This window comes from Pseudomonas sp. GL_135, from assembly GCF_057834665.1.
This window is the reverse complement of sequence record NZ_CM174408.1, coordinates 1,117,664-1,140,206: the sequence shown is the minus strand read 5'-3', so window position 1 is coordinate 1,140,206 and position 22,543 is coordinate 1,117,664. Positions and strand designations below refer to the sequence as shown.

Genomic DNA, 22,543 nt, shown 5'->3' with positions numbered 1-22,543 from the left:
GGTTAGCGCGGCGAGTGCTCATATTCCCAACCCCGACAGGCCAATGCCACGTGCTTGGGGATAAGTGCAGCACCGCTGCTGTAAGCAGTAATGGTTCGACGCGTAAAGCCTAGCTCGAGGGCCGCTGCCGAGAGCGAGAGGTTGTTCTTCGCCATCCACTGTTTGAAGTCCCGCGTCGGCATGACTTCACCGGCCTGCTCCAAAGCCAGGCGATGAAGCGTCGACGCAGCCAGCTCGATGTCCCCCCATGCGACGTCGAACCCCCAATCACCCACAGTCACGTGACTGAATAGCGTTTTATCCTTCAGCGGCGCCAGCGCTTCAAATTGGTCGATGTAGGCCGACAAATCAACGGTATGACGCTTGCCGTTGTTCCAATCGAGGATCAACGAGCGGCTGTTCGCGACAGGCTGCGCAGCGACGATGCGTAATTTGCTGGTCATGTCTCAAGTCCTCCGATTCTGCTCATACCAGATACGCCACAAGTCCCGTATATGATTCCTGGCCCACTGCAGCGCTTCTTTCAGCGCCTTGCCCTCAGCGCCCTTGCCTAAGACCCTTAAGCCATCAATTTGCACGAGCGACTCCCCGCCAGGCGTCTGGACGTGGAAATGGGGCGGGGCATGGTCGTCTGGATAGATTTTGATCTTCCAGTTGCGATTGTTATGTACGGTAGCCATGGCGGGATACTAGAGAAATTTTTTCCCCAGGACAAACTCTGCTGACAAAAACAAAAACCGGACCCTGCGAGGTCCGGTCCTCCAGTCGCTCACCGCTTCGAATCTTCCCAGCCGCTGGCCTTTACTCGTTACCTTCCGACAACGCCCCCACCATCACTGCCCCACTCTGATTGTGTTTGCTGACGCTGGTGGCGACCGATTCGGTGGTCAGGCGCATGCTGCTGAGGGCGGCAAGCCGATCACTGCTTGTGGTGTGGACAACGCTGCCTGACCATTGAGCGGCCACCGTCGCCAGCCATGCGAAAAGGAATACCACGACACCCTGCAACGCCCATTTTCCGATACCCGACACGATGGTTCTCCTGGCTGAATTCGACGGCATCAATTTGACCTTCAAACTGTTGCAGGAACGTTGCATTCAACTTCTGCACCAACATTTGAGGCGATAGAGTGCTCGCCAGGAAAATCCTCGAAAACGGCAGTTCCACCCTTGACCGATTCCCGGCTGAAGCCGGTCCTACAAAAGCATCGCGGTCGGTTAGTAGGACCGGCTTCAGCCGGGAAGCTTTTGAAGTGTACGGACGATTCAGCGCGAATCTGTAAAGGGCCGCCACCCAGGTTCTGTGGCTGAATACCCGTGCGTTTCGCACCCACAAGAACAAGGCAAGACCCTCTATGTCCTCTCGTGAAAATACCGGCATGGCCCTCGGACTGATCGGCGTGGTGATCTTCAGTCTGACGCTGCCCATGACCCGCATCGTGGTGCAGGAAATTCATCCCTTGCTCAACGGGCTGGGCCGCGCCTTGTTTGCGGCGGTGCCGGCGGCGGCGTTGCTGCTGTGGCGCAGGGAAAAATGGCCGACCCGGGCTCAGTTCAAGGCCTTGATGGTGGTCGCGCTTGGGGTGATCGTCGGGTTCCCGGTGCTCTCGGCCTGGGCCATGAAAACCCTGCCTGCCTCCCACGGCGCACTGGTCAATGGCCTGCAACCGCTGCTGGTCGCCATCTACGCCGCATGGCTTTCCCACGAGCGCCCGTCCAAAGCCTTCTGGGCTTGCGCGGCCATGGGCAGCGTTCTGGTGCTGGGTTACGCTCTGATCAGCGGCGCCGGCAATCTTCAGGCCGGTGATGTGCTGATGGTCGCCGCGGTGGCGATTGGCGGGCTGGGTTATGCCGAAGGTGGCCGCCTGGCCAGGGAGATGGGTGGCTGGCAGGTGATCTGCTGGGCGTTGGTGATTTCAATCCCGGTGTTGGTCCTGCCCGTCAGCTACCTGGCGTGGCAGCACCAGGGCCCGATCTCGCCCGGCACCTGGTGGGCCTTCGGCTACGTGTCGCTGTTCTCGCAATTTATCGGATTCTTCGCCTGGTACGCCGGGCTGGGCATGGGCGGCATCGCGCGGGTCAGCCAGATTCAGTTGGTGCAGCTGTTCTTCACCATGGCCTTCTCGGCGCTGTTTTTCGGCGAGCACATTGACCCGACGACCTGGATCTTCGCCGCCGGTGTTGTGGTCGTGCTGGCCATCGGACGCAAAACGGCGGTGATTGCACCCAAGCCCGTCGCCGCCGCTCGCATTTAGCCGAGCAGGCCATCCGCCTGGAGCAAGCGCTCCAGGCACTGCTCCTGAATGCCGTAGAACACTTTCAGCTCCTGAATCTTCGCCAGCAATTCAGCAGGGTCCGCCGGGGTGGCGCGCTTGACCGCCAGGATCATCTTGTTCTTGTTGGTGTGCTCCAGCGAGATGAACTCGAAAACCTTGGTTTCATAGCCGCAGGCTTCCAGCAGCAGCGCGCGCAAGGCATCGGTGACCATCTCGGCCTGCTGGCCCATGTGCAAACCGTATTGCAGCATCGGCTTGAGCAGCGTCGGGCTCTGGATCTGCAGGCGGATCTGTTTGTGGCAGCACGGCGAGCACATGATGATCGAGGCGCCCGAGCGGATGCCGGTGTGAATCGCGTAATCGGTGGCGATGTCGCAGGCGTGCAAGGCGATCATCACGTCCAGTTCGCTGGGCGCCACCGAGCGCACGTCACCGCACTTGAACACCAGCCCCGGATGCTCAAGCCGCGCGGCAGCGTTGTTGCACAGCGTGACCATGTCTTCGCGCAACTCGACGCCGGTGACGTTGCCTTCGGCCTGCAAGGTGTTGCGCAGGTAATCGTGGATGGCGAAGGTGAGATAGCCCTTGCCCGATCCGAAATCCGCAACCGTCACCGGCTTGTCCAGCTTGATCGGCGAGGTCGCCAGCGCGTGGGAAAACACTTCGATGAACTTGTTGATCTGCTTCCACTTGCGCGACATCGCCGGGATCAGCTCGTGTTGCTTGTTGGTCACGCCCAAATCGGTCAGGAACGGCCGGCTCAGTTCCAGATAACGTTTCTTCTCGCGGTCATGCTCGGCGGTTGGGGCTTCGCGTTCTTGCTGGGCCTTGTTGCGGAACAGCGTGGTTTTGCCCTTCTTGCTGAATTCCAGCTGCACTTCATCGGTGAGCGACAGCAGATGAGCGTTCTTGAACGACGCGGCCAGCAGGCTGGCAATCAGCGTCTGCGCCTCGGCCAAGGGGTGATTCTTGGTGATGTCGCGGGTCTTGTAGCGGTAGACGAAGGACAGGCAAGGCTGATCCTTCACCGTGACGGGCTTGATGATGACCCGCTGCAATTCCGCTTCACTTCCGACGTACTTGGCCAGCACCAGTTTGATCAGCGAATTTTGCGTCAGGCAGGTGTCCAGCAAACTCAGGAACTGAGCGCGGTGGTCCTGCGCAGGAACAGTGGCGGGTGCGGTAACGGACATCGGAAAGCGCCTCGGGAGCGGAAATGCGAGGCGCTATTTTAGGCGGGTCGTAAGCAGTAGGTGCAATTAAATGACGCGAAGCGTCGGAACAGGCATTCCCACGCAGAGCGCGGGAACGATCAGCACTCGGTCGGACACCTACGGATGATCGTCCCCACGCTCCGCGTCAAATCTCTGCGGCAATAGACCGAGTCACCCCAACACCACCAACCGGTTTGGCAACTCGTTGCGCGCCTGGGTCACGGGCACCTGCTCGCTCAGCACATCGCCGCACGAACGGATGCACCCGACAAACCCCTCCAGAATCCGGCCATCCTTCACTTGCCGGGTAAAGGTCTCGACCATCGCGCGCCAGACTTCGTTATCGACGCGTCGGGCGATGCCATCGTCGACGATGATTTCGACGTAGCGCTCGGCCTCGCTGACGAAAATCAGCACGCCGGTGCCATTGGCGGTGGCATGAAGATTCTGTTCGAGAAACTGCCGACGGGCGAGATTACCCGCCCGCCAGTGCCGCACGCGAACAGGCACCAGCCGCGTGGTGACGCCAGGCAACCGGCACAGCAGCGCCACCACAATGAACGTGATGACCTGCACCAGCAGCAGATGATTAGCGTTGAGCCAGCCGGTCAGCAGATTGATCAGCCCCGGCACGAGCAGCGCGATGACCCCGGCCCAGATCAGCGGCACGTAGGTGTAGTCGTCTGCACTGGTTGCCAGCACCGTCACCAGTTCCGCGTCGGTCTGACGCTCGACGGTTTCGATGGCGTGGGCAACCCGCTGCTGTTCGTCTTTATTGAGCAATGTCATGCACGTAAACCCTTCCTGAGCGAACGACTACCAGCCACCGGAGGCACCGCCCCCGCCAAAACCACCACCGCCACCGCGCGTACCGCCCGAGCCCGAGCCGCCTGAGCCGAAGCCGCCAGAGCCGCCGGAACCAAACCCGCCAAACCCGCCGCCCCCGGAGCCGATGGAACGGCCTCGCGCGGAACGTGCGCTGATGTAACTGATGACCACGAACAGCACCAGAAACAGCAAGGTCACTTTCCAGTCTACGCCTTCGTTCTCGCTCGCCGCTGCGCTGCCGGTGGCGCCGACTGCGGGTTCGGCAAGGGGATCGCCGCCGAGTACCTGGACCATCGCCTCGGTGCCTTTGGTGATACCGCCCACAAAATCGCCCTGGCGGAACGCCGGCGTGATGACCTGATTGATGATCACCGATGACTGCGCATCCGTCAGACGATCTTCCAGGCCGTAACCCACTTCGATGCGCACCTTGCGCTCGTCCCGGGCGACCACCAACAGAGCGCCGTTGTCCTTGCCCTTCTGGCCGATGCCCCAGTGACGACCGAGCTGATAGCCGTAGTCCTCGATGGTCGAGCCCTGCAGGTCAGGCAGCGTGACCACCACCACTTGCTCGGTGGTCAGTTCTTCGTGCGCGCGCAGCATCTGGTCGAGATGCTCTTTGCTCGGGCCATCGATCATCCCGGCGCTGTCGACGACACGCCCGGTCAGCGGCGGAAACGTGAGGTCGGCTTGCGCCCACTGGGTAAACACACCCACCGACATCGCCAGTAACGCGACCATCACTCCCCGGCGCGCGCGTCCCATCAGAACTTCACTTGTGGCGCTTTGTCAGCGTCAGCGGCAGTGGCTTCGAAGTTCGGACGCACCGGCAGATCGCTGTACATCACGGTATGCCACAGACGGCCCGGGAAGGTGCGGATCTCGGTGTTATAACGCTCGACCGCCGTGATGAAATCGCGACGGGCCACCGCAATGCGGTTTTCCGTGCCTTCAAGCTGGGATTGCAGCGCGAGGAAGTTCTGGTTGGATTTGAGATCCGGATACCGCTCCGAGACCACCATCAAACGGCTCAATGCACCGGTCAGCTGACCCTGCGCATCCTGGAACTGCTTGAGTTTGGCCGGATCATTCAGGGTGCTGGCGTCCACCTGAATCGACGTCGCCTTGGCCCGCGCCTCAATAACGGCGGTCAGGGTGTCCTGCTCTTGCTTGGCGTAGCCCTTCACCGTTTCCACGAGGTTGGGGATCAAGTCGGCGCGGCGCTGATACTGGTTCTGCACTTGAGCCCAGGCGGCCTTCACCTGCTCGTCGTAGGTCGGAATGTTGTTGATTCCGCAGCCGGACAACAGTGTCGTCAGCAGCATCATCAACGCCAGTGACAATTTGTAACGACTGCCCCGGCTGTGGTCATAACGCTCTGTTTGCATGGCGTGCGTGCTCCCTGTACTCATCAATAGTTAGTCCTGTCAGTCATGACTTTAGCCAAACCGGACGATCCCCGGCATAATCGCGCCCCATCACGTTGTCAGGGCTCTGGATTGCCGGGCCACAATCAGATAAAACTCGTTGCGCTACTGATGCTCATATGAGACAGGAGTTCAGCGACGTTGCCGTCCTGATGACAATAAAAACCAAAGGTTCGACACCTATAACAATGGCTGACCGGTATTACGCGCGAGTTGCCGGCAACGCCTTGAGAAAACCATTCATGAATAAGCTGTGTTTCCTGAGTCTCGTCATCGGCCTGGTCAGTCAGTCCGCCTGGGCCGAAAACGCCACCACCGGCGTCGGGGCGCCCTCTACCCTGCAAGCCAAGAATGCCTTCATCGCCAATCTGATGAAGCAAATGACCCTCGACGAGAAGATCGGTCAGCTGCGCCTGATCAGCATCGGCCCGGAGATGCCGAAGCCGGAAATCCTCAAGGAAATCACCGCAGGCCGCATCGGCGGCACGTTCAACTCTGTCGTGCTGCCGGACAACCGCGCCATGCAGGATGCCGCCGGTCACAGCCGCAACAAGATTCCGATGTTCTTCGCCTTCGACGTTGTCCACGGCCAGCGCACGGTATTTCCGATCAGCCTGGGCCTGGCGTCCAGCTGGGACATGAACGCCATCACCCGCACCGGTCGCGTGTCGGCGATCGAAGCCGCCGCCGACGGCGTCGACATGACCTTCGCGCCGATGGTCGATATCACCCGTGACGCGCGCTGGGGCCGCAGCTCCGAAGGCTTCGGCGAAGACACTTATCTGGTGTCGCGTATTTCCGCCACCATGACCCGCGCATTCCAGGGCACCAGCATGCAGGCGCCCAACAGCATCATGGCGGTGGTCAAACACTTCGCCCTGTATGGCGCCGTCGAAGGCGGTCGTGACTACAACACCGTCGACATGAGCCCGGTGCGCATGCAGCAGGATTATCTGCCACCGTATCGCGCATCGATTGATGCCGGCGCAGGCGGCGTGATGATCGCGCTCAACTCCATCAATGGCGTGCCTTCCACGTCCAACGCCTGGCTGCTGCAGGATGTCTTGCGCAGGGATTGGGGGTTCAAGGGCGTGACCGTCAGCGACCACGGCGCAATCAAGGAGCTGATCGACCACGGCGTGGCGAAAGACTTCCGCGAAGCCGCCAAACTGGCGATCAAGGCCGGCGTCGACCTGAGCATGAACGACAAGGCCTACGGCGAAGAACTGCCGGGCCTGGTGAAGAGCGGCGAAGTGTCGGAGAAAGAAGTCGACAATGCCGTGCGTGAGGTGCTCGGCGCCAAGTGGGAAATGGGCCTGTTCGCCAACCCGTACCTACGCATCGGCGCGGCAGTGGACGACCCGGCCGACCGCAACGCCGAAAACCGTCTGCACCGTGCCGAAGCCCGCGACGTTGCGCGCAAGAGCGTCGTGCTGCTGAAGAACCAGAACGATACCCTGCCACTGAAGAAGCAAGGCACCATCGCTGTGATCGGTCCGCTGGCCAAGAGCTCGATGGACATGATGGGCAGTTGGTCAGCGGCCGGGCTGGCACGTCAGACCGTCAACGCCTATGACGGCATTGCGGCGGCGGTCGGCGACAAGGCCAAGCTGGTTTATGCACTGGGCTCCAACATCACCGACAACCAGCACGCCATTACCTACCTGAACAAGATGGACGACCAGATCGCCATCGACCCGCGTCCCGAGCAGGAGATGATCGACGAAGCGGTCAAGGCCGCGCAGCAGGCTGACGTCGTCGTGGCGGTGGTCGGTGAGTCGCGCAACATGTCCCACGAAGCGGCGAGCCGGGTCGACCTGGTGATCCCGGGCCGTCAACGTGAGCTGATCCGCGCGCTCAAGGCCACGGGCAAACCGCTGGTGCTGGTGCTGATGAATGGCCGCCCGCTGGCGCTGGGTGAAGAAAACGAGCTGGCCGACGCCATGGTGGAAAGCTGGTTCCTCGGCACCGAGGGCGGCAACGCTTTGGCCGACGTGCTGTTCGGCGACTACAACCCGTCCGGCAAACTGCCGATGACCTTCCCGCGTTCCGTGGGTCAGGTGCCGGCGTACTACAACCACCTGAACACCGGCCGTCCGTATCGCCCGAACGATTCGAACTACACCTCGAACTATTTCGAAGAGCTGACCAGCCCGCTGTTCCCGTTCGGTTACGGCCTGAGCTACACCCAGTTCAGCGTGTCGGACATTACCCTGTCGATCAACAAGATGACCCGCAAGGACAAGCTGACCGCCAGCGTCATGGTCAAGAACACCGGCAAGGTCGCCGGTGAGACCGTGGTTCAGCTGTACCTGCGCGACGTAGCCGCTTCCATCAGCCGTCCTGTGAAGGAGCTGAAGAACTTCCAGAAAGTCATGCTGAAACCGGGTGAGGAGAAGTCCGTGAGCTTCACCCTGACCGAAGAAGACCTGAAGTTCTTCAACCCGTCGCTGAAGTACGCAGCCGAGGCTGGCGAGTTCAAGCTGATGATCGGCCTGGATTCGGAGAACGTGAAAGAGACGACGTTTAACTTGCTGTAAGGCAGGAATCCGGGGCGAATGCGCCAGCCACTGAAAGGAGGTCATGCCCATGCCCCGTTCCGTCCGCCTTGTGCTCTATGTGTTGCTGATCCTCGCCGGTGCCGTCATAGCGGCGACGCTGGCGATGCACCAGGCTCAGCGCCATTCCCTGGAAGATGACGCTGAACAATCCAGGGATCGGCTGGCGCTCTATGCCAATACGCTGCAAACCCTGATCGAGCGCTACCGCGCGTTGCCAGCCGTTCTGGCCCTCGATCCGCAACTGCGGGCGGCACTGGCCGGACCGGTCAGCGCCGACACCACCCAGGCGCTCAATCTCAAACTGGAGCAGATCAACGGCGCCGCCCAATCCTCCACCCTTGAACTGCTCGACCGCAAAGGCCTTGCCGTCGGCGCCAGCAACTGGCGTCTGCCGAGCAGTTATGTGGGCCACAACTACGGCTTCCGCCCCTACTTCACGCAAACCCGCACCACCGGTGTCGGGCGTTTTTATGCCGTCGGCGTGACCAGCGGCATTCCGGGTTACTTCCTGTCGAACGCCGTACGGGACGAGGCCGGGCAGTTCATTGGGGCCATGGTGGTCAAGCTGGAGTTTCCGGATCTGGAGCACACCTGGGCGCAAAACGATGACCTGCTGCTGGTCAGTGACGCGAAGGGCATCGTCTTCATCGCCAATCAGCCGGGCTGGCGGTACCGCGCTTTACACCCGCTGACCGAGCAGGACCACGCAGAGCTGGCGAGCACGCGTCAGTACGACAAGCAGCCGCTGACGCCCTTGCATCAGGCGTCGCTGCGAACGTTCGGCGAGAACAGCCATCTCAGCCGCGTCGACGCCCCCAACGAGCAGGCCGATTTTTTGTGGCAGTCGATGCCCTTGCCGACCGAGGGCTGGACCTTGCACCTGCTGCGCAAACCCCAGCCTGCCAGTGAAGATGTGCGCAATGCGGGTCTGGCGGCAGCAGGCATCTGGCTGACGCTGGTGTTCCTCGGGTTGTTTCTGTATCAGCGCTGGCGCCTCGCCCGGGTACGCCAGCGCAGTCGCGAAGAGCTTGAACGTTTGGTTGAAGAACGCACGCGGGATCTGCACACGGCGCAGGACGGTCTGGTGCAGTCGACCAAACTGGCGGCGCTCGGTCAGATGTCCGCCGCCCTCGCCCACGAAATCAACCAGCCGCTGACGGCGCAGCGCATGCAACTCGCGACCCTGCGCCTGCTGCTGGAGCATGGCCGCGTCGACGATGCGCACAAAGCGTTGAGCCTGCTGGACCAGCAACTGACGCGCATGGCCGCGCTCACCGGGCACCTGAAAACCTTTGCCCGCAAAAGCCCCAGCGGCCTGCGCGAACGCCTTGATCTGGCCACCGTTGTCGACCAGGCGCTGCTGTTGCTGGACGCACGTATTCGGGAAGAACGTGTCAGTTGCGTGCTCGACCTGACGCGTCCGGCGTGGGTGCGCGGCGACGCGATTCGGCTTGAACAGGTGCTGATCAACCTGATGCGCAACGCCCTCGACGCGATGGGCGATAAACCTCTCAAGCGCCTGGAGATCCGCATCGATGCAACCGGCGGGCACTGGTGCCTTTCCGTCATCGACAGTGGCGGCGGAATTGCCCAAGAACACCTGGCCAACGTCTTCGATCCGTTTTTCACCACCAAGCCGGTGGGCGACGGCCTGGGGCTGGGGCTCGCGGTTTCGTTTGCCATCGTGCATGAGCTGGGCGGCCGGCTCAGCGCCGAAAACGTCAACAACGGCGCGCGGTTTTTCTTCTGTCTGACCCAGGCCCCGGAGGCCGACGCCCCATGCTGAACGCGGTAATCGTGGTGGACGACGAGGCGCCTATTCGCGAAGCGGTGCAGCAATGGCTCACGCTGTCCGGGTTCGAGGTGCGCCTGTTCAGCCGTGCTGTGGAATGCCTGGCGCAGCTGCCGGATCACTTCCCCGGCGTCATCCTCAGCGATGTGCGCATGCCCGGCATGGATGGTTTGCAATTGCTGGCAGCGTTGCAGCTGCGAGACCGTGATTTGCCGGTGATATTGCTGACCGGCCACGGTGACGTGCCCATGGCCGTGGACGCCATGCGCGACGGCGCCTATGACTTTCTCGAGAAGCCGTTCAGCCCCGAAACCCTGCTCGGCAGTTTGCGGCGGGCACTGGAGAAGCGCGCGCTGGTGCTGGAAAACCGCGCGTTGCACGAGCGCGCGGATAACCGCTCGCGTCTCGATGCGACGCTGCTGGGCATGTCGCCGACGATGCAGACTTTAAGGCGGCAGGTGCTGGACCTCTCGCAACTGCCGGTCAATGTGCTGATTCGCGGCGAGACCGGCAGCGGCAAGGAAATGGTCGCGCGTTGCCTGCATGACTTCGGCCCGCGGGCCGACAAACCTTTCGTTGCGGTCAACTGCGCGGCGATCCCGGAGCAGCTGTTCGAAGCCGAGCTGTTCGGACACGAAAGCGGCGCGTTCACCGGCGCTCAGGGCAAGCGAATCGGCAAGCTGGAGTACGCCCACGGTGGCACGGTGTTCCTCGACGAAATCGAAAGCATGCCGCTGGCGCAGCAGGTCAAGCTGCTGCGGGTAATTCAGGAACGGCGAATCGAACGCCTGGGCTCGAACCAGAGCATCGATGTTGATTTGCGCATCATTGCCGCGACCAAGCCTGACCTGCTGGACGAAGCCAGGGCCGGGCGTTTCCGCGAGGACCTGGCGTATCGGCTGAATATCGCGGAATTGCGCCTTCCGCCGCTGCGCGAGCGGCGAGAAGACATCCCGATGCTATTCAGCCATTTCTCGCGAAATGCGGCAGAGCGCCTGGGTCGCAGCGCGCCGGTTTTGAGCGGTGAACAGCTGAGCCATCTGCTCAGCCACGACTGGCCAGGGAACGTGCGCGAGCTGGCGAATGCGGCCGAGCGCCAGGTCCTGGGGTTGGACGGTCCCGCCGCGGAAGGCAGCACGGTAGGTCAGTCTCTCGTGGCGCAGCAAGAAGCGTTCGAAGCCCATTGCGTTCGTTCGGCGTTGCGACGGCATAGAGGCGACATCAAAGCGGTCATGCACGAACTGCAACTGCCCCGCCGCACGCTGAATGAAAAGATGCAGCGGCACGGCTTGGTGCGCGAGGACTTTCTGGTCGAAGGTAATACACAGAGTTGAGCTGACCGGATGTAATCTGTGTAGGACCGGCTTCAGCCGGGAAGAGGCCCGCTTGATTGCCATCACATTTGTGGTGTAACCACCGACGCATTCCCGGCTGAAGCCAGTCCTACAGGATGATCGCAGCGCGTCAGTGGGACCGGCTTCAGCCGGGAACAGGCCAGCACGGACACCCTCGATTTTGCAGCGTGACACCCGACGCTTTCCCGGCTGAAGCCAGTCCTACAGGATGATCGCAGCGCGTCAGTGGGACCGGCTTCAGCCGGGAAGAGGCCAGCACGGACACCCTCGATTTTGCAGTGTGACACCCGACGTTTTCCCGGCTAAAGCCAGTCCTACAGAATGATCGCAGCGCGTCAGTGGGACCGGCTTCAGCCGGGAAGAGGCCAGCACGGACACCCTCGATTTTGCAGCGTGACACCCGACGCATTCCCGGCTAAAGCCAGTCCTACAGAATGATCGCAGCGCGTCAGTGGGACCGGCTTCAGCCGGGAAGAGGCCAGCACGGACACCGTCGATTTTGCAGCGTGACACCCGACGCATTCTCGGCTAAAGCCAGTCCTACAGAATGATCGCAGCGCGTTAGTAGGACCGGCTTCAGCCGGGAAGAGGCCAACTCGAACACCCTCGATTTTGCAGCGTGACACCCGACGCATTCCCGGCTGAAGCCGGTCCTACAGAATGATCGCAGCGCGTTGGTAGGACCGGCTTCAGCCGGGAACAGCTTTCTGGCAATGAGCGGATTTTCGCTCATGGGTTTCAGACAACAAGCGGATTTCCGCTTACCCTCGCCGCGATAACCCTTCTATTCCGGGCCTTTCAGCCTTTGGCACAGCTCCTGCTATCACTGTTGTCAGACCGCCTCGATGCGTTCCTTCTAACAACAATGACTTGCAGGAAATCCCATGGCCATCCCCAATTCTGCCTCCCACGGAACGGCTGCCACGCCAGCCGCCGAGAAAACCACCGGAAGTCGCCTGAAATCCATTTTCAGCGGTTCGGTCGGCAACATGGTTGAGTGGTACGACTGGTACGTCTACGCCGCCTTCTCCCTCTACTTCGCCAAAGTCTTCTTCCCCAAGGGCGACACCACCGCCCAGCTCCTCAACACCGCCGCGATCTTCGCCGTGGGCTTCTTGATGCGCCCTATCGGCGGCTGGCTGATGGGCCTCTATGCAGATCGCAAAGGCCGCAAGGCCGCACTGATGGCGTCGGTGCTGCTGATGTGTTTCGGTTCGCTGATCATCGCCCTCACCCCCGGTTACGAAACCATCGGCGTCGGCGCCCCAATCATGCTGGTCTTCGCCCGCCTGCTGCAGGGCCTGTCGGTCGGTGGCGAATATGGCACCTCGGCGACCTATCTCAGCGAGATGGCGACCAAGGAGCGCCGGGGCTTCTTCTCAAGCTTTCAGTACGTGACGCTGATCTCCGGCCAGCTCATCGCGCTGGCGGTGCTGATCGTGCTGCAACAAACGCTGACCACTGAACAGCTGCACGCCTGGGGCTGGCGCATCCCGTTTGCCATCGGCGCATTGTGCGCGGTGGTGGCGTTGTTCCTGCGTCGCGGCATGGAAGAGACCGAGTCGTTCAACCGCAAGAAAGACAAACCCAAAGAAAGCCTCATGCGCACACTGATGCGCCATCCTAAAGAGCTAATGACCGTGGTCGGCCTGACCATGGGTGGCACGCTGGCCTTCTATACCTACACCACTTACATGCAGAAGTATCTGGTGAACACGGTGGGCATGAGCATCACCGATTCGACGACGATTTCTGCCGCCACGCTTTTCCTGTTCATGCTGTTGCAACCGGTGATCGGCGCGCTATCTGACAAGATCGGTCGCCGCCCGATCCTGATTGCCTTTGGCGTGCTGGGCACCTTGTGTACCGTGCCGATCCTCACCACCCTCCACACCATCCAAAGCTGGTGGGGCGCGTTCTTCCTGATCATGGCCGCACTGATCATCGTCAGCGGGTACACCTCGATCAACGCCGTGGTGAAAGCCGAACTGTTCCCGACCGAGATCCGCGCCCTGGGCGTCGGCCTGCCGTATGCGCTGACAGTGTCGATTTTCGGGGGTACGGCCGAATACATCGCGCTGTGGTTCAAGAGCATCGGCATGGAAACCGGTTACTACTGGTACGTCACCGCCTGCATCGCGGTGTCGCTGCTGGTGTATGTGTTCATGAAGGACACCCGCAAGCACTCACGGATCGAAACCGATTGATTTGACCCGGCTGCGAGCCGCTTCGACCAGCGCTTCAAGACAGAAAAACAAGGGCAGCTCACTCACGTGAGCTGCCCTTTTGCGTTACAAGGCGCCGCTAAGTGCATGAATAACACTCGCTTTTGGCAGTATCAATTTCAGCGATGATCGCTACCAATGCGATTGACTTCTTAATAATTCTGAGGCGAGTAAAGTTCACTCCATACCGAGTGACCCACTAATTAAATCGATCTGGAGCAACTATCATGAAAACTAACAAACTGATCTTCGGCCTCGCTTTCTCCATTCTTGCAAGCAGCGCCTTTGCACTTCCATCCGTTGATGCGCACCACGCTGTTAATGCTGCGGTTGTTGCAGAAAACGGCTCGTCCCACACTAACATCGGGCGCGTTGCTGCTGACGGTGCCGATCATGTAGGTGCCAATCGTCAGGCCGCTGATGGCTCGGACCACGTAGGCGCCAACCGCCTCGCTGCTGACGGTGCCGATTATGTTGGTGCCAACCGTCAGGCCGCTGATGGCTCGGACCACGTAGGCGCCAACCGCCTCGCTGCCGACGGTGCCGACCACGTAGGTGCCAACCGCCTCGCTGCTGACGGTGCCGACCATGTTGGTGCAAATCGCCTGAGCTGATTCGCCCCTGTCTTTCTCTCAGCCCGGCTTTATGCCGGGCTTAATTTTTCTCCTCTACAAAACCTGAAACCTTGGTGTGACTGGGCGCATGCCGGAATCTTGCAGCAACGAAGCAGGTTGCACTCGCCGCGATTCCATTCGATGTCATCCCTTGGCCCCTTCTAGCCGCTCACGCGCTAGCAATATTTACCATTCTAGTCAACAGGCAAATTCGCCGCTGCTCGTGAAAATTGCCCCATCCCAGCGCAAATCTCCCGACAACGCCTTAAAACCGGGCACTCCAGCCAACTATCATTTTTAGCGATGGTCGATAGCAATAGCGTTAACTTCAACTTAATCTGCACGCGCGTAACATTGGCTCCATTCCCAAGTTGAAAAAATTATTGAACTTACTGGAGCAACACTCATGAAAACTTCAAATATTATCTTTGGTCTTAGTCTGTCAATTCTGGCATCGAGCGCATTCGCTCTGCCTGTGTCCGAACAGCACTCTGCATTTAACGGCACTGTAGTAGCAGAAGGCGGTTCTTCTCATACCAACGCATCGCACACCGGTTCTTACCGTCAGGCCTCCGACGGTTCTGACCATGTTGGCGCCAATCGTCTGGCCGCTGACGGCGCTGACCACGTAGGTGCCAATCGCCAGGCCGCAGATGGTGCTGATCACGTCGGCGCCAACCGTCTGGCCGCAGACGGCGCTGATCACGTCGGTGCCAACCGCGTCAGCTAAGTTGCCCGCATCACGTTGACTGCTTCACGTCCAACCGCTTCATGTTCCACCTCCTGAACTCCCTTTGTAGCCCGACGCGCGTCGGGCTTTTTTTTGTCCGGGGTTTGGAGGCTGCTGGAATCCTCATTCAATGCCTTGCACTATGTCGGCCCGCACCCCGTGCACGCGCACACCGTGGCCGATACGCCGGCACAACACTATTCAGGAACACACCATGTCAGACGATATTCATTTCTACGAACCGTCCAAGGGTCACGGACTGCCCCACGACCCGTTCAACGCCATCGTGGGCCCACGCCCGATAGGCTGGATCTCGTCCCAAGACGCAGAAGGCAAGCTGAACCTGGCGCCCTACAGTTTCTTTAACGCGTTCAACTATGTGCCGCCGATCATCGGGTTCTGCAGCATCGGCCGCAAAGACAGCCTGAACAATATCGAACAGACCGGCGAATTCGTCTGGAATCTTGCCACGCGCAGTCTGGCCGAGCAGATGAACATGAGTTGCGCGGCAGTGCCGGCGGACGTCAGCGAGTTCGAACTCGCGGGCCTGACGGCAGAACCGTCGCGCATCGTTTCCGTCCCGAGGGTCAAAGAGACGCCGGTTTCGTTCGAATGCAAAGTGACGCAGATCATCCAGCTGCAACGCGCCGACAAGGAAGTCGTGCCGAGCTGGCTGATTCTGGGGGAAGTGGTGGCCGTGCACATTGCCAAGCGGCTGCTGAAGGAAGGTGTGTATGACACCGCAGCCGGCGAGCCCATCCTGCGCGGCGGCGGCCCGGCCGACTATTTTCAGCTGAGCGCAGAGTCGCTGTTCAAGATGTACCGGCCGAAAGTCTGATCAATCCCGGGCGAATACCAGTTCGCCCTCTTGCGTGACGTCGGCGAGCCGCTCCAGCTCTTTCACAGCGGCGTCGTCAGCGGCGAGCGCGGTAGGGAATTTCTGCTCGGCCAGCACGCGGTGAAAAGTCGGCGCGCCGCCCATGACCCTGGCCTTGACGGCAATGGCGGCGCTGTAGCCGTCGTCACCGGGAACAGCTGCAGAAACGGCTTCGTGATGCTGGAATTCTTTGCGTGCCATGGTTCGACGCCTTGCCTTGAAAATGAGGCCGGGATTTTAAACGCAGGCGTTCTAACTCTCGAAAGGTTTTCTTTGCAGGCCCTTATAGGCTGAGCGCCGTGAGCACCAGCCACTGAACCCACTAGCCCGCCAGGCGAGCATCAACAGAGACATGATCCGTCTGTGCCTGAACCGTCGTCACGGTGGCAAACGTTTGAAAATCCAGGCTCGTCACCAGCATCTCGGTCACCAGTTCGGAAAAAAGGTTGAGCTCGGGGGCGGCGAACCAGTCGTTCATCGCGGAGGGATCGGCCCAAGTGCCGGTGATGACCCATAGATTTTCGTCGGTCAGGGATTTCTGCAGCGCAAAGTGCAGGCAACCCGACGCCGCAGCGGACGGGCTGATCAGGCTGCTCAAGCGGGCGCCCAGTTGCGTACTGTGTCCGGGGCGGGCGCGGACGGAGACCCAATGGCTCACGACTGAAGTGTTTGGCATGCTCGGCGCTCCTTCTTTTTTGCGTGCGTGTCTTTAGCGGACGAGCCGTGCTCCGGGACCGTGTATCCGGGAAGCAGGCTGCGGCTGAAAGTGAAGGTTAGGGGCGAAAGCACGCCCAACGGTAGCCGATTACTGCCCCGTTATTGCCTGATTCTGCGCCGACAGCTTCACAGCAAGAGCCGACCTCGACGCTGCGCCACGTGATTACCATGGACTTTCGAGCAATGATCTCAAACGAACAGGGCCCATTCATGGCAACGCAACACCTCGGTAACAGAATCAGGCAAGCATCCGGCAGGATTCGCCTAACGCTTGCGCTTGCCCAAAAATAAGCTGTGCTGCATCAATGCCCTGTCAGAGGAATTCCCCATGTCGCTATACGCTCTTGCGCCGTCCGCCCCGGATGCTCGACCTGTCGCCGAGCTGAGTGCGCAGATGACGCAACAGCGCGCCGAGCTGGCAGAACTGATCCGCCGGCATGCCCCGGCCGATGGCAGTTTCCAGACGGTGATCAAGTCGCTGTTCATGGTTCGCCACGATCGGCCGTCGCAATCGGTGCCCGGCTTGGTACAACCGGCGCTGTGCATCATGGCTCAGGGCCGTAAGGACGTGACGCTGGGCGGCGAGCTGTACACCTACGACCCGCTCAATTACCTGGTGCTGTCGGTGGCGTTGCCCATCAGCGGCAAGGTGATTTACGCGACGCCGGAAGAGCCGCATCTGGCCCTGCGCCTGGAAATCGACCCGGTGGAAATCAACGCGCTGATCGCCGAGGCCGGACCGATGAGCGTGCCGACGCGTCACAGCGGGCGCGGCATGTACGTCGAGCGGATCGACTCACAGCTGCTCGACGCCGTCATCCGCCTGATCCGCCTGCTGGACACGCCGAAAGACATTCCCATGCTCGCACCGCTGATCAACCGGGAGATTCTTTACCGACTCCTGCGTGGGAGCGAAGGGCACCGGCTGTACGAAATCGCCATCTCCAACTGCCAGACCCATCGCGTCACCCAAGCGATCAAATGGCTCAACGACCATTTCCAGGAGCCGCTGCGGATTGAAGATCTGGCGAAGGAGGTGAACCTGAGCGTCTCGACGCTGCACCACCGTTTCAAGTCCGTCACCGCCATGAGCCCGCTGCAATACCAGAAACAGCTGCGACTGCAGGAGGCCCGGCGATTGATGCTGGCGGACGGCCTGGAAGCGTCGGCCGCCGGTTACCGGGTCGGCTACGAAAGCGCTTCGCAGTTCAGCCGCGAATATAGCCGCCTGTTCGGCGCGCCACCGTTGCGGGACCTGGCACGCCTGCGCAGCACGGTCTGAAACGCCCTGATCAGTTGATGTGAAACATCAGCCGAGGCTGCTCATCCAGCGCTTTTGGTCGACCTCGATCAAGGTCGGGCCGTCACGCTGGCCGGCTGAGTTCAAGGCCGACGTCAGTTGCTCAAGGTTGACGACCGCTTCGGCGACGCATCCCAGTGCTTGGACCACACCGATGAAATCAGGCGTGTAGATGTCGACGCCGATGGGTTCAATGGCGCGGTTGACCATGTACTTTTTGATTTCTTCGTAGCCCTGGTTATTCCACAACAGCACGACGATGGGCGTCCGCGCCTCCACCGCACTCGCCAGTTCGGAAAGAGTGAACTGCAGGCCGCCGTCGCCAATAAGACACACCACCGGGTTGGATGCTCCCGCATCTTGAATGCCCAGCCATGCACCCACGGCGGCGGGCAAGGCGTAGCCAAGTGTTCCGTAACCGGTGGAGGAGTTGAACCAGCGGCGAGGCTTGTCGAGGTCGAGTGTCAGGTTGCCGGTGTAGACGGGCTGGGTAGAGTCGCCCACGATCACGGCCTCCGGCAGTGCTTCGAGCACCGTCCTCAGGAACAGGGTCCGGGCACGGGTGGCGTCGTCCCAGCCCGCCTCAAGACGCTTCCTCAGCGCAGCGACTCGCGCATGCCCCCAATCTCCGCTGCGTGGCGCCAGCACTTCGTTGGCCAACGCGTCCATCAAGGCCTCGGCAGCGTATTGAGCGTCGGACACCAGCCCGAGGGTCGGCGGGAAGTTGCGCACGGTCTGATCAGGGTCGATGTCGATGCGCAGCAACGCGCCCGGTATCTTGAAGTGGCCCTGAAAGGTGATGTCGTAATCGGTCTCGGCCAGTTCAGTACCGATGGCCAGCACCACGTCGGCGTTTTCAATGACCTCACGGGTGGCGTCGAGGGATTGCGTCGAGCCGATCAAAAGTGGGTGAGCGCTCGGCAGCATGCCTTTGGCGTTAATGGTCAGCGCGACCGGCGCGTCCAGCCGTTCCGCCAGACGCATCAGCGCCGGGGCGGCGTCAATGGCGCCGCCTCCGGCCAGAATCAACGGCCGTTGCGCCGTGGCCAACAAAGTCGCCATCTGCCGAATCGCTGCAGGCGCCGGCCCCGCGCGGGTCACCGATGCGGGTTGGCTATGCACCAGGGCGTCGGCATTTTCCACCAGCACGTCCAGCGGGATCTCGATATGCACGGGGCGCGGCCGCGCCGCTTGAAACACCGCAAAGGCCCGGGCCAGCACCGACGGCAATTCAGCCGCTGACATAAGGGTGTGGGAGAACGCCGCGACGCCTGCGACCAGTGCACTCTGGGACGGCAGCTCATGCAGCTTGCCGCGACCGCCGCCCAACTGGCTGCGTGACTGTACGCTGGAAATCACCAGCATCGGGATCGAGTCCCCATAGGCCTGCCCCATCGCCGTGGTGATGTTGGTCATGCCGGGGCCCGTAATGATGAAGCACACGCCGGGCTTGCCTCGCGTGCGCGCATAACCGTCCGCCATAAAGCCTGCACCCTGCTCATGACGCGGAGTGATGTGGGTTATCGGCGAACCCGCCAGTCCCCGGTAAAGCTCGACCGTGTGCACGCCCGGAATCCCGAACACCCGCTCGACCCCATAACCTTCCAGCAACCTGACCAGCACTTCCCCGCACGTCGCCATGTATCTGCCCCTTGTTAAGTCTTGCCCGACGCTGCCCGCCATTTGCCAGGATCAGTAGGCGACCATTGAAGCGGCGCGACCGTATCGACCACAACGCAAAAAATGTCATGCTTAGCCATGTCCTCAGATCATGGCTCATCCTGCCGATGAAACGCCTTCCTCCCCTACCGGCCCTGCACACGTTCCTGATCACCGCCAAGTGCTGCAATTTCACCCGGGCTGCCGAGGCGCTGCACATCACCCAAGGCGCGGTCAGCCGGCAGATCTCCGGCCTGGAAGCCCATTTGGGCTATCGCCTGTTCCAACGCCAGGCCCGAGGCTTGAGCCTGACCGCCCAGGGCCGCGAACTGCTGCCGCGCATGGAACAGGTGTTCAGCCTGATCGAAGAAGCGCTGGATCAGGTCGATGCCAAACCAAAGGCGCTGCGGATCAAGGCGCCGACCTGCATCAGCCGCTGGTTGTTGCCGCGCCTGATGCAGTGGCAGAAAGAGCGGCCTGATGTGCCGGTGCAACTGACCACGACCAGCGCCCACACCGTGGATTTTCGCCGGGAGGATTTCGATGCCGCCGTGGTGTTCGGCGCACGCCCGGGTGATTTCACCCACGTGCAGCACCTGTTCGATGAACAACTCACGCCGGTGTGCTCGCCATCACTGCCATTCAGCAATCCCCTCTCCCGCCTCGCCGATCTGGAACGGCACATGCTCTTGCACCCCACCCTCGACGAGCGGGACTGGACGCTGTGGCTGAAGGCCGCCGGGGCGAAGCTGAGCAATGTCGAGCAGGGCCAGCACTTCGACACGATGGACCTGGCGATGACTGTCGCGTCTCAAGGGTCCGGCATTGCCATCGGCGACTGGTCGCTGATCGGCGAAGACCTGAGCGCCCAGCGGCTGGTCATGCCGTTCGAGCTGAGAGTGCGGACCGGCGCGGCGTATTACGTCGTGCATCCCAGAGGCGCCAGCATCCCTTCCCCACTGCAGGATCTGCTGGACTGGTTGTCGCTGCAGGCGGCAGAAAGGCGCATTGGCTGAGCGGCGCAATGCTCGCTCTTCCTCCATGGCCCGCCTGATACAAACATTCAATCCCCCTCGCCCGGCCAACTCGCCGTTAGCGACCTACACTGACAGTGTCCGCTCTGAACCAGATGTCCTACCGGATCGAGGCAAATGTCATGAGAACCACAATAAAAAGACAGTGTGTTTATGTCGTCGCCGTTACTGCCGTATTGAGCCTGTATGCCGCAGGTGCTTACCGAATCGAACAAATGCGGCAAACGCCCCGCATGGCGGTGGTCTGCACGATGGGGCATTGCGTCCCTACGGATGCGACGTTCAGCGCCCTGCGTTGACGGCAAACGCCGGTCAATCCGACGCTTAAAAACCCCGCAGCCTGCTATCGATTAGCAAGCTAACGGACTAGACTTGGCACAAATTCCTGCGGGTGTTCAGCGGGTCAATCTGCCAGTCGAGTCCCTTCTGTGACGAGTCTCAATCAACCCCGTCCGGACATCCGCAGCATTCTGTTTGCGCTGATGATGGCCGTCTTCCTCAGTGCGCTGGATCAGACCATTGTTGCGGTCTCGATGCCGGCCATCTCCGCCCAATTCCAGGATTTCGACCTGCTCGCCTGGGTGATTTCCGCCTACATGGTCGCGTTGACCGTGGCCGTGCCGATTTACGGCAAGCTGGGGGACTTATACGGTCGGCGCCGCTTGATGCTGTTCGGGCTGGCGACGTTTACCCTGGCCTCGCTGTTCTGCGCCATGGCCCAGAGCATGGAACAACTGGTGCTGGCGCGAGTGCTGCAAGGCATCGGCGCCGGCGGCATGGTTTCCGTGAGCCAGGCGATCATCGGCGACATCGTCCCGCCCCGGGAGCGCGGTCGCTATCAGGGTTACTTCAGCGGGATGTACGCAGCGGCGAGCGTGGCCGGGCCGGTGCTCGGCGGCTTCATGACCGAGTACTTGTCGTGGCGATGGGTGTTCATCATCAACCTGCCACTGGGGCTGGCGGCATGGTGGGTCGCGCGCAAAACGCTGGTTGGCCTGCCGATCCCTCAACGCAAACCGGTGATCGACTACCTGGGTACGGTGTTGATGATCATCGGCCTGACCGCCTTGCTACTGGGGATTACCGAAATCGGTCAGGGCCACGGCTGGCGCGATGATTCGGTGGTCATGCAATTGTCGGTCGCGCTGCTCGCGCTGGTGATTTTTGTGTTGTACGAACGGCGCACCCGCGAACCATTACTGCCCATGCACCTGTTCGCCAATCGCAGCGCAGTGCTCTGCTGGTGCACTATTTTCTTCACCAGCTTTCAGGCCATCTCGCTGATCGTACTGCTGCCGCTGCGTTTTCAGACCGTCACCGGCGCAGGTGCCGACAGCGCGGCGTTGCACCTGATGCCACTGGCCATCGGCATGCCCGTAGGCGCGTACTTCGGCGGCCGCCGCACATCGCTGACGGGGCGCTACAAGCCAATCATCCTCACTGGCGCAGCGTTGATGCCGCTGGCAATCCTCGGCATCGCCCTCACGCCGCCTCAGTCGGTCATTCTGACCAGCCTGTTCATGGTTCTGACCGGCATTGCCAGCGGCATGCAATTCCCGACGTCGCTGGTGGGCACACAGAACTCGGTGGAGGTCAAAGACATGGGCGTTGCGACCAGCACGACCAACCTGTTTCGTTCACTGGGCGGCGCAGTCGGTGTTGCGACCATGTCGGCACTGCTGCTGGCAATGCTCGCCGGTTCCGGCATCGCCCAGGTTGGCGGCGGTTCGATCCCGGGCGAGGGCTCGGGCAATGTGCTGATGGACAGTCTGCATGCCGCCAGCGGCCCGGCCCTTGAATTGCTGCGCGGGCAACTGTCGATGACCTTCCAGCATCTGTTGATGGCCAGCGCGGCGGTGTCGCTACTGGGTCTGTCAGCTGCGCTGGCGATGCCCGATAACCTGCTGCGCGGGAGAGACGACAAGGACCGATAA

At 61.1% G+C, this 22,543-nt stretch carries 21 protein-coding genes; 11 read left to right on the top strand and 10 right to left on the bottom strand.

Annotated features, from left to right (window positions below; genetic code table 11):
• Nucleotides 1-2 precede the first annotated feature (2 nt).
• From AC3ISG_RS05165 to AC3ISG_RS05155, 3 genes are all read right to left on the bottom strand, one after another.
• On the bottom strand, nucleotides 3-443 hold the full coding sequence (locus AC3ISG_RS05165; protein ID WP_489298658.1) for a DUF2442 domain-containing protein: 441 nt from the start codon (nucleotides 441-443) through the stop codon (nucleotides 3-5).
• A 3-nt stretch (nucleotides 444-446) separates the two neighbouring features.
• Entirely contained in the window at nucleotides 447-680 is a 234-nt protein-coding gene (locus tag AC3ISG_RS05160; RefSeq protein WP_489298657.1) for a DUF4160 domain-containing protein, read from the bottom strand.
• Nucleotides 681-801: 121 nt separating this feature from the next.
• A complete protein-coding gene (locus AC3ISG_RS05155; RefSeq protein ID WP_122536029.1) occupies nucleotides 802-1,032 on the bottom strand; it encodes a hypothetical protein in 231 nt (76 codons plus the stop codon).
• A 323-nt stretch (nucleotides 1,033-1,355) separates the two neighbouring features.
• Here AC3ISG_RS05155 and AC3ISG_RS05150 point away from each other — a divergent pair, with 323 nt between their 5' ends.
• Nucleotides 1,356-2,255, top strand: a complete 900-nt coding sequence (locus tag AC3ISG_RS05150; protein ID WP_489298656.1) for a DMT family transporter — start codon at nucleotides 1,356-1,358, stop codon at nucleotides 2,253-2,255.
• Here the strand turns inward: AC3ISG_RS05150 and AC3ISG_RS05145 are convergent.
• The 4 genes from AC3ISG_RS05145 to AC3ISG_RS05130 all read right to left on the bottom strand — a co-directional run bounded on the left by AC3ISG_RS05145 (nucleotide 2,252) and on the right by AC3ISG_RS05130 (nucleotide 5,646).
• Nucleotides 2,252-3,469, bottom strand: coding sequence for a class I SAM-dependent methyltransferase (locus AC3ISG_RS05145; protein WP_489298655.1), 1,218 nt, complete (start codon nucleotides 3,467-3,469; stop codon nucleotides 2,252-2,254). The two genes, AC3ISG_RS05150 and AC3ISG_RS05145, sit on opposite strands and share 4 nt — an antisense overlap.
• 192 nt (nucleotides 3,470-3,661) lie before the next feature.
• Nucleotides 3,662-4,279 (bottom strand): TPM domain-containing protein, encoded by a 618-nt coding sequence (locus AC3ISG_RS05140; protein ID WP_122536026.1) that lies wholly within the window; start codon nucleotides 4,277-4,279, stop codon nucleotides 3,662-3,664.
• 27 nt (nucleotides 4,280-4,306) lie between these two features.
• Entirely contained in the window at nucleotides 4,307-5,083 is a 777-nt protein-coding gene (locus AC3ISG_RS05135) for a TPM domain-containing protein (RefSeq protein ID WP_489298654.1), read from the bottom strand.
• Nucleotides 5,083-5,646: a LemA family protein gene (locus AC3ISG_RS05130; RefSeq protein ID WP_420793016.1), complete on the bottom strand. Its 564-nt coding sequence runs from the start codon at nucleotides 5,644-5,646 to the stop codon at nucleotides 5,083-5,085. The genes AC3ISG_RS05135 and AC3ISG_RS05130 overlap by 1 nt, the downstream gene beginning before the upstream one ends.
• A 341-nt stretch (nucleotides 5,647-5,987) precedes the next feature.
• Between AC3ISG_RS05130 and bglX the strand changes: the two genes are divergently transcribed.
• The 7 genes from bglX to AC3ISG_RS05095 all read left to right on the top strand — a co-directional run bounded on the left by bglX (nucleotide 5,988) and on the right by AC3ISG_RS05095 (nucleotide 15,860).
• Nucleotides 5,988-8,285: a beta-glucosidase BglX gene (gene bglX, locus AC3ISG_RS05125; RefSeq protein ID WP_489298653.1), complete on the top strand. Its 2,298-nt coding sequence runs from the start codon at nucleotides 5,988-5,990 to the stop codon at nucleotides 8,283-8,285.
• Between the two features lie 43 nt (nucleotides 8,286-8,328).
• The gene (locus AC3ISG_RS05120; RefSeq protein ID WP_489298652.1) at nucleotides 8,329-10,092 is read left to right on the top strand and encodes a sensor histidine kinase; all 1,764 of its coding nucleotides are present in this window, start codon (nucleotides 8,329-8,331) and stop codon (nucleotides 10,090-10,092) included.
• Nucleotides 10,086-11,432, top strand: coding sequence for a sigma-54-dependent transcriptional regulator (locus AC3ISG_RS05115; RefSeq protein WP_489298651.1), 1,347 nt, complete (start codon nucleotides 10,086-10,088; stop codon nucleotides 11,430-11,432). The genes AC3ISG_RS05120 and AC3ISG_RS05115 overlap by 7 nt, the downstream gene beginning before the upstream one ends.
• A 905-nt stretch (nucleotides 11,433-12,337) precedes the next feature.
• A complete protein-coding gene (locus tag AC3ISG_RS05110; protein ID WP_065992311.1) occupies nucleotides 12,338-13,660 on the top strand; it encodes an MFS transporter in 1,323 nt (440 codons plus the stop codon).
• Nucleotides 13,661-13,905: 245 nt separating this feature from the next.
• Complete coding sequence (locus AC3ISG_RS05105) at nucleotides 13,906-14,292, top strand: hypothetical protein (protein WP_489298650.1); 387 nt, start codon at nucleotides 13,906-13,908, stop codon at nucleotides 14,290-14,292.
• A gap of 406 nt (nucleotides 14,293-14,698) precedes the next feature.
• Nucleotides 14,699-15,022, top strand: a complete 324-nt coding sequence (locus AC3ISG_RS05100) for a hypothetical protein (RefSeq protein WP_081955396.1) — start codon at nucleotides 14,699-14,701, stop codon at nucleotides 15,020-15,022.
• Between the two features lie 214 nt (nucleotides 15,023-15,236).
• On the top strand, nucleotides 15,237-15,860 hold the full coding sequence (locus AC3ISG_RS05095) for a flavin reductase family protein (RefSeq protein WP_122536018.1): 624 nt from the start codon (nucleotides 15,237-15,239) through the stop codon (nucleotides 15,858-15,860).
• Here the strand turns inward: AC3ISG_RS05095 and AC3ISG_RS05090 are convergent, their stop codons facing one another.
• Nucleotides 15,861-16,100, bottom strand: coding sequence for a hypothetical protein (locus tag AC3ISG_RS05090; protein WP_122536017.1), 240 nt, complete (start codon nucleotides 16,098-16,100; stop codon nucleotides 15,861-15,863).
• Between the two features lie 121 nt (nucleotides 16,101-16,221).
• Nucleotides 16,222-16,575 (bottom strand): antibiotic biosynthesis monooxygenase family protein, encoded by a 354-nt coding sequence (locus AC3ISG_RS05085; RefSeq protein ID WP_122622412.1) that lies wholly within the window; start codon nucleotides 16,573-16,575, stop codon nucleotides 16,222-16,224.
• Between the two features lie 369 nt (nucleotides 16,576-16,944).
• Between AC3ISG_RS05085 and AC3ISG_RS05080 the strand changes: the two genes are divergently transcribed.
• Nucleotides 16,945-17,898, top strand: a complete 954-nt coding sequence (locus AC3ISG_RS05080) for an AraC family transcriptional regulator (RefSeq protein ID WP_489298649.1) — start codon at nucleotides 16,945-16,947, stop codon at nucleotides 17,896-17,898.
• 27 nt (nucleotides 17,899-17,925) lie between these two features.
• Here AC3ISG_RS05080 and AC3ISG_RS05075 read toward each other — a convergent pair whose 3' ends face one another.
• Nucleotides 17,926-19,557: a 5-guanidino-2-oxopentanoate decarboxylase gene (locus AC3ISG_RS05075; protein WP_489298648.1), complete on the bottom strand. Its 1,632-nt coding sequence runs from the start codon at nucleotides 19,555-19,557 to the stop codon at nucleotides 17,926-17,928.
• A 146-nt stretch (nucleotides 19,558-19,703) separates the two neighbouring features.
• Between AC3ISG_RS05075 and AC3ISG_RS05070 the strand changes: the two genes are divergently transcribed.
• Nucleotides 19,704-20,591, top strand: coding sequence for a LysR substrate-binding domain-containing protein (locus AC3ISG_RS05070; RefSeq protein ID WP_489298647.1), 888 nt, complete (start codon nucleotides 19,704-19,706; stop codon nucleotides 20,589-20,591).
• Between the two features lie 446 nt (nucleotides 20,592-21,037).
• Entirely contained in the window at nucleotides 21,038-22,543 is a 1,506-nt protein-coding gene (locus tag AC3ISG_RS05065; protein WP_489298646.1) for an MDR family MFS transporter, read from the top strand.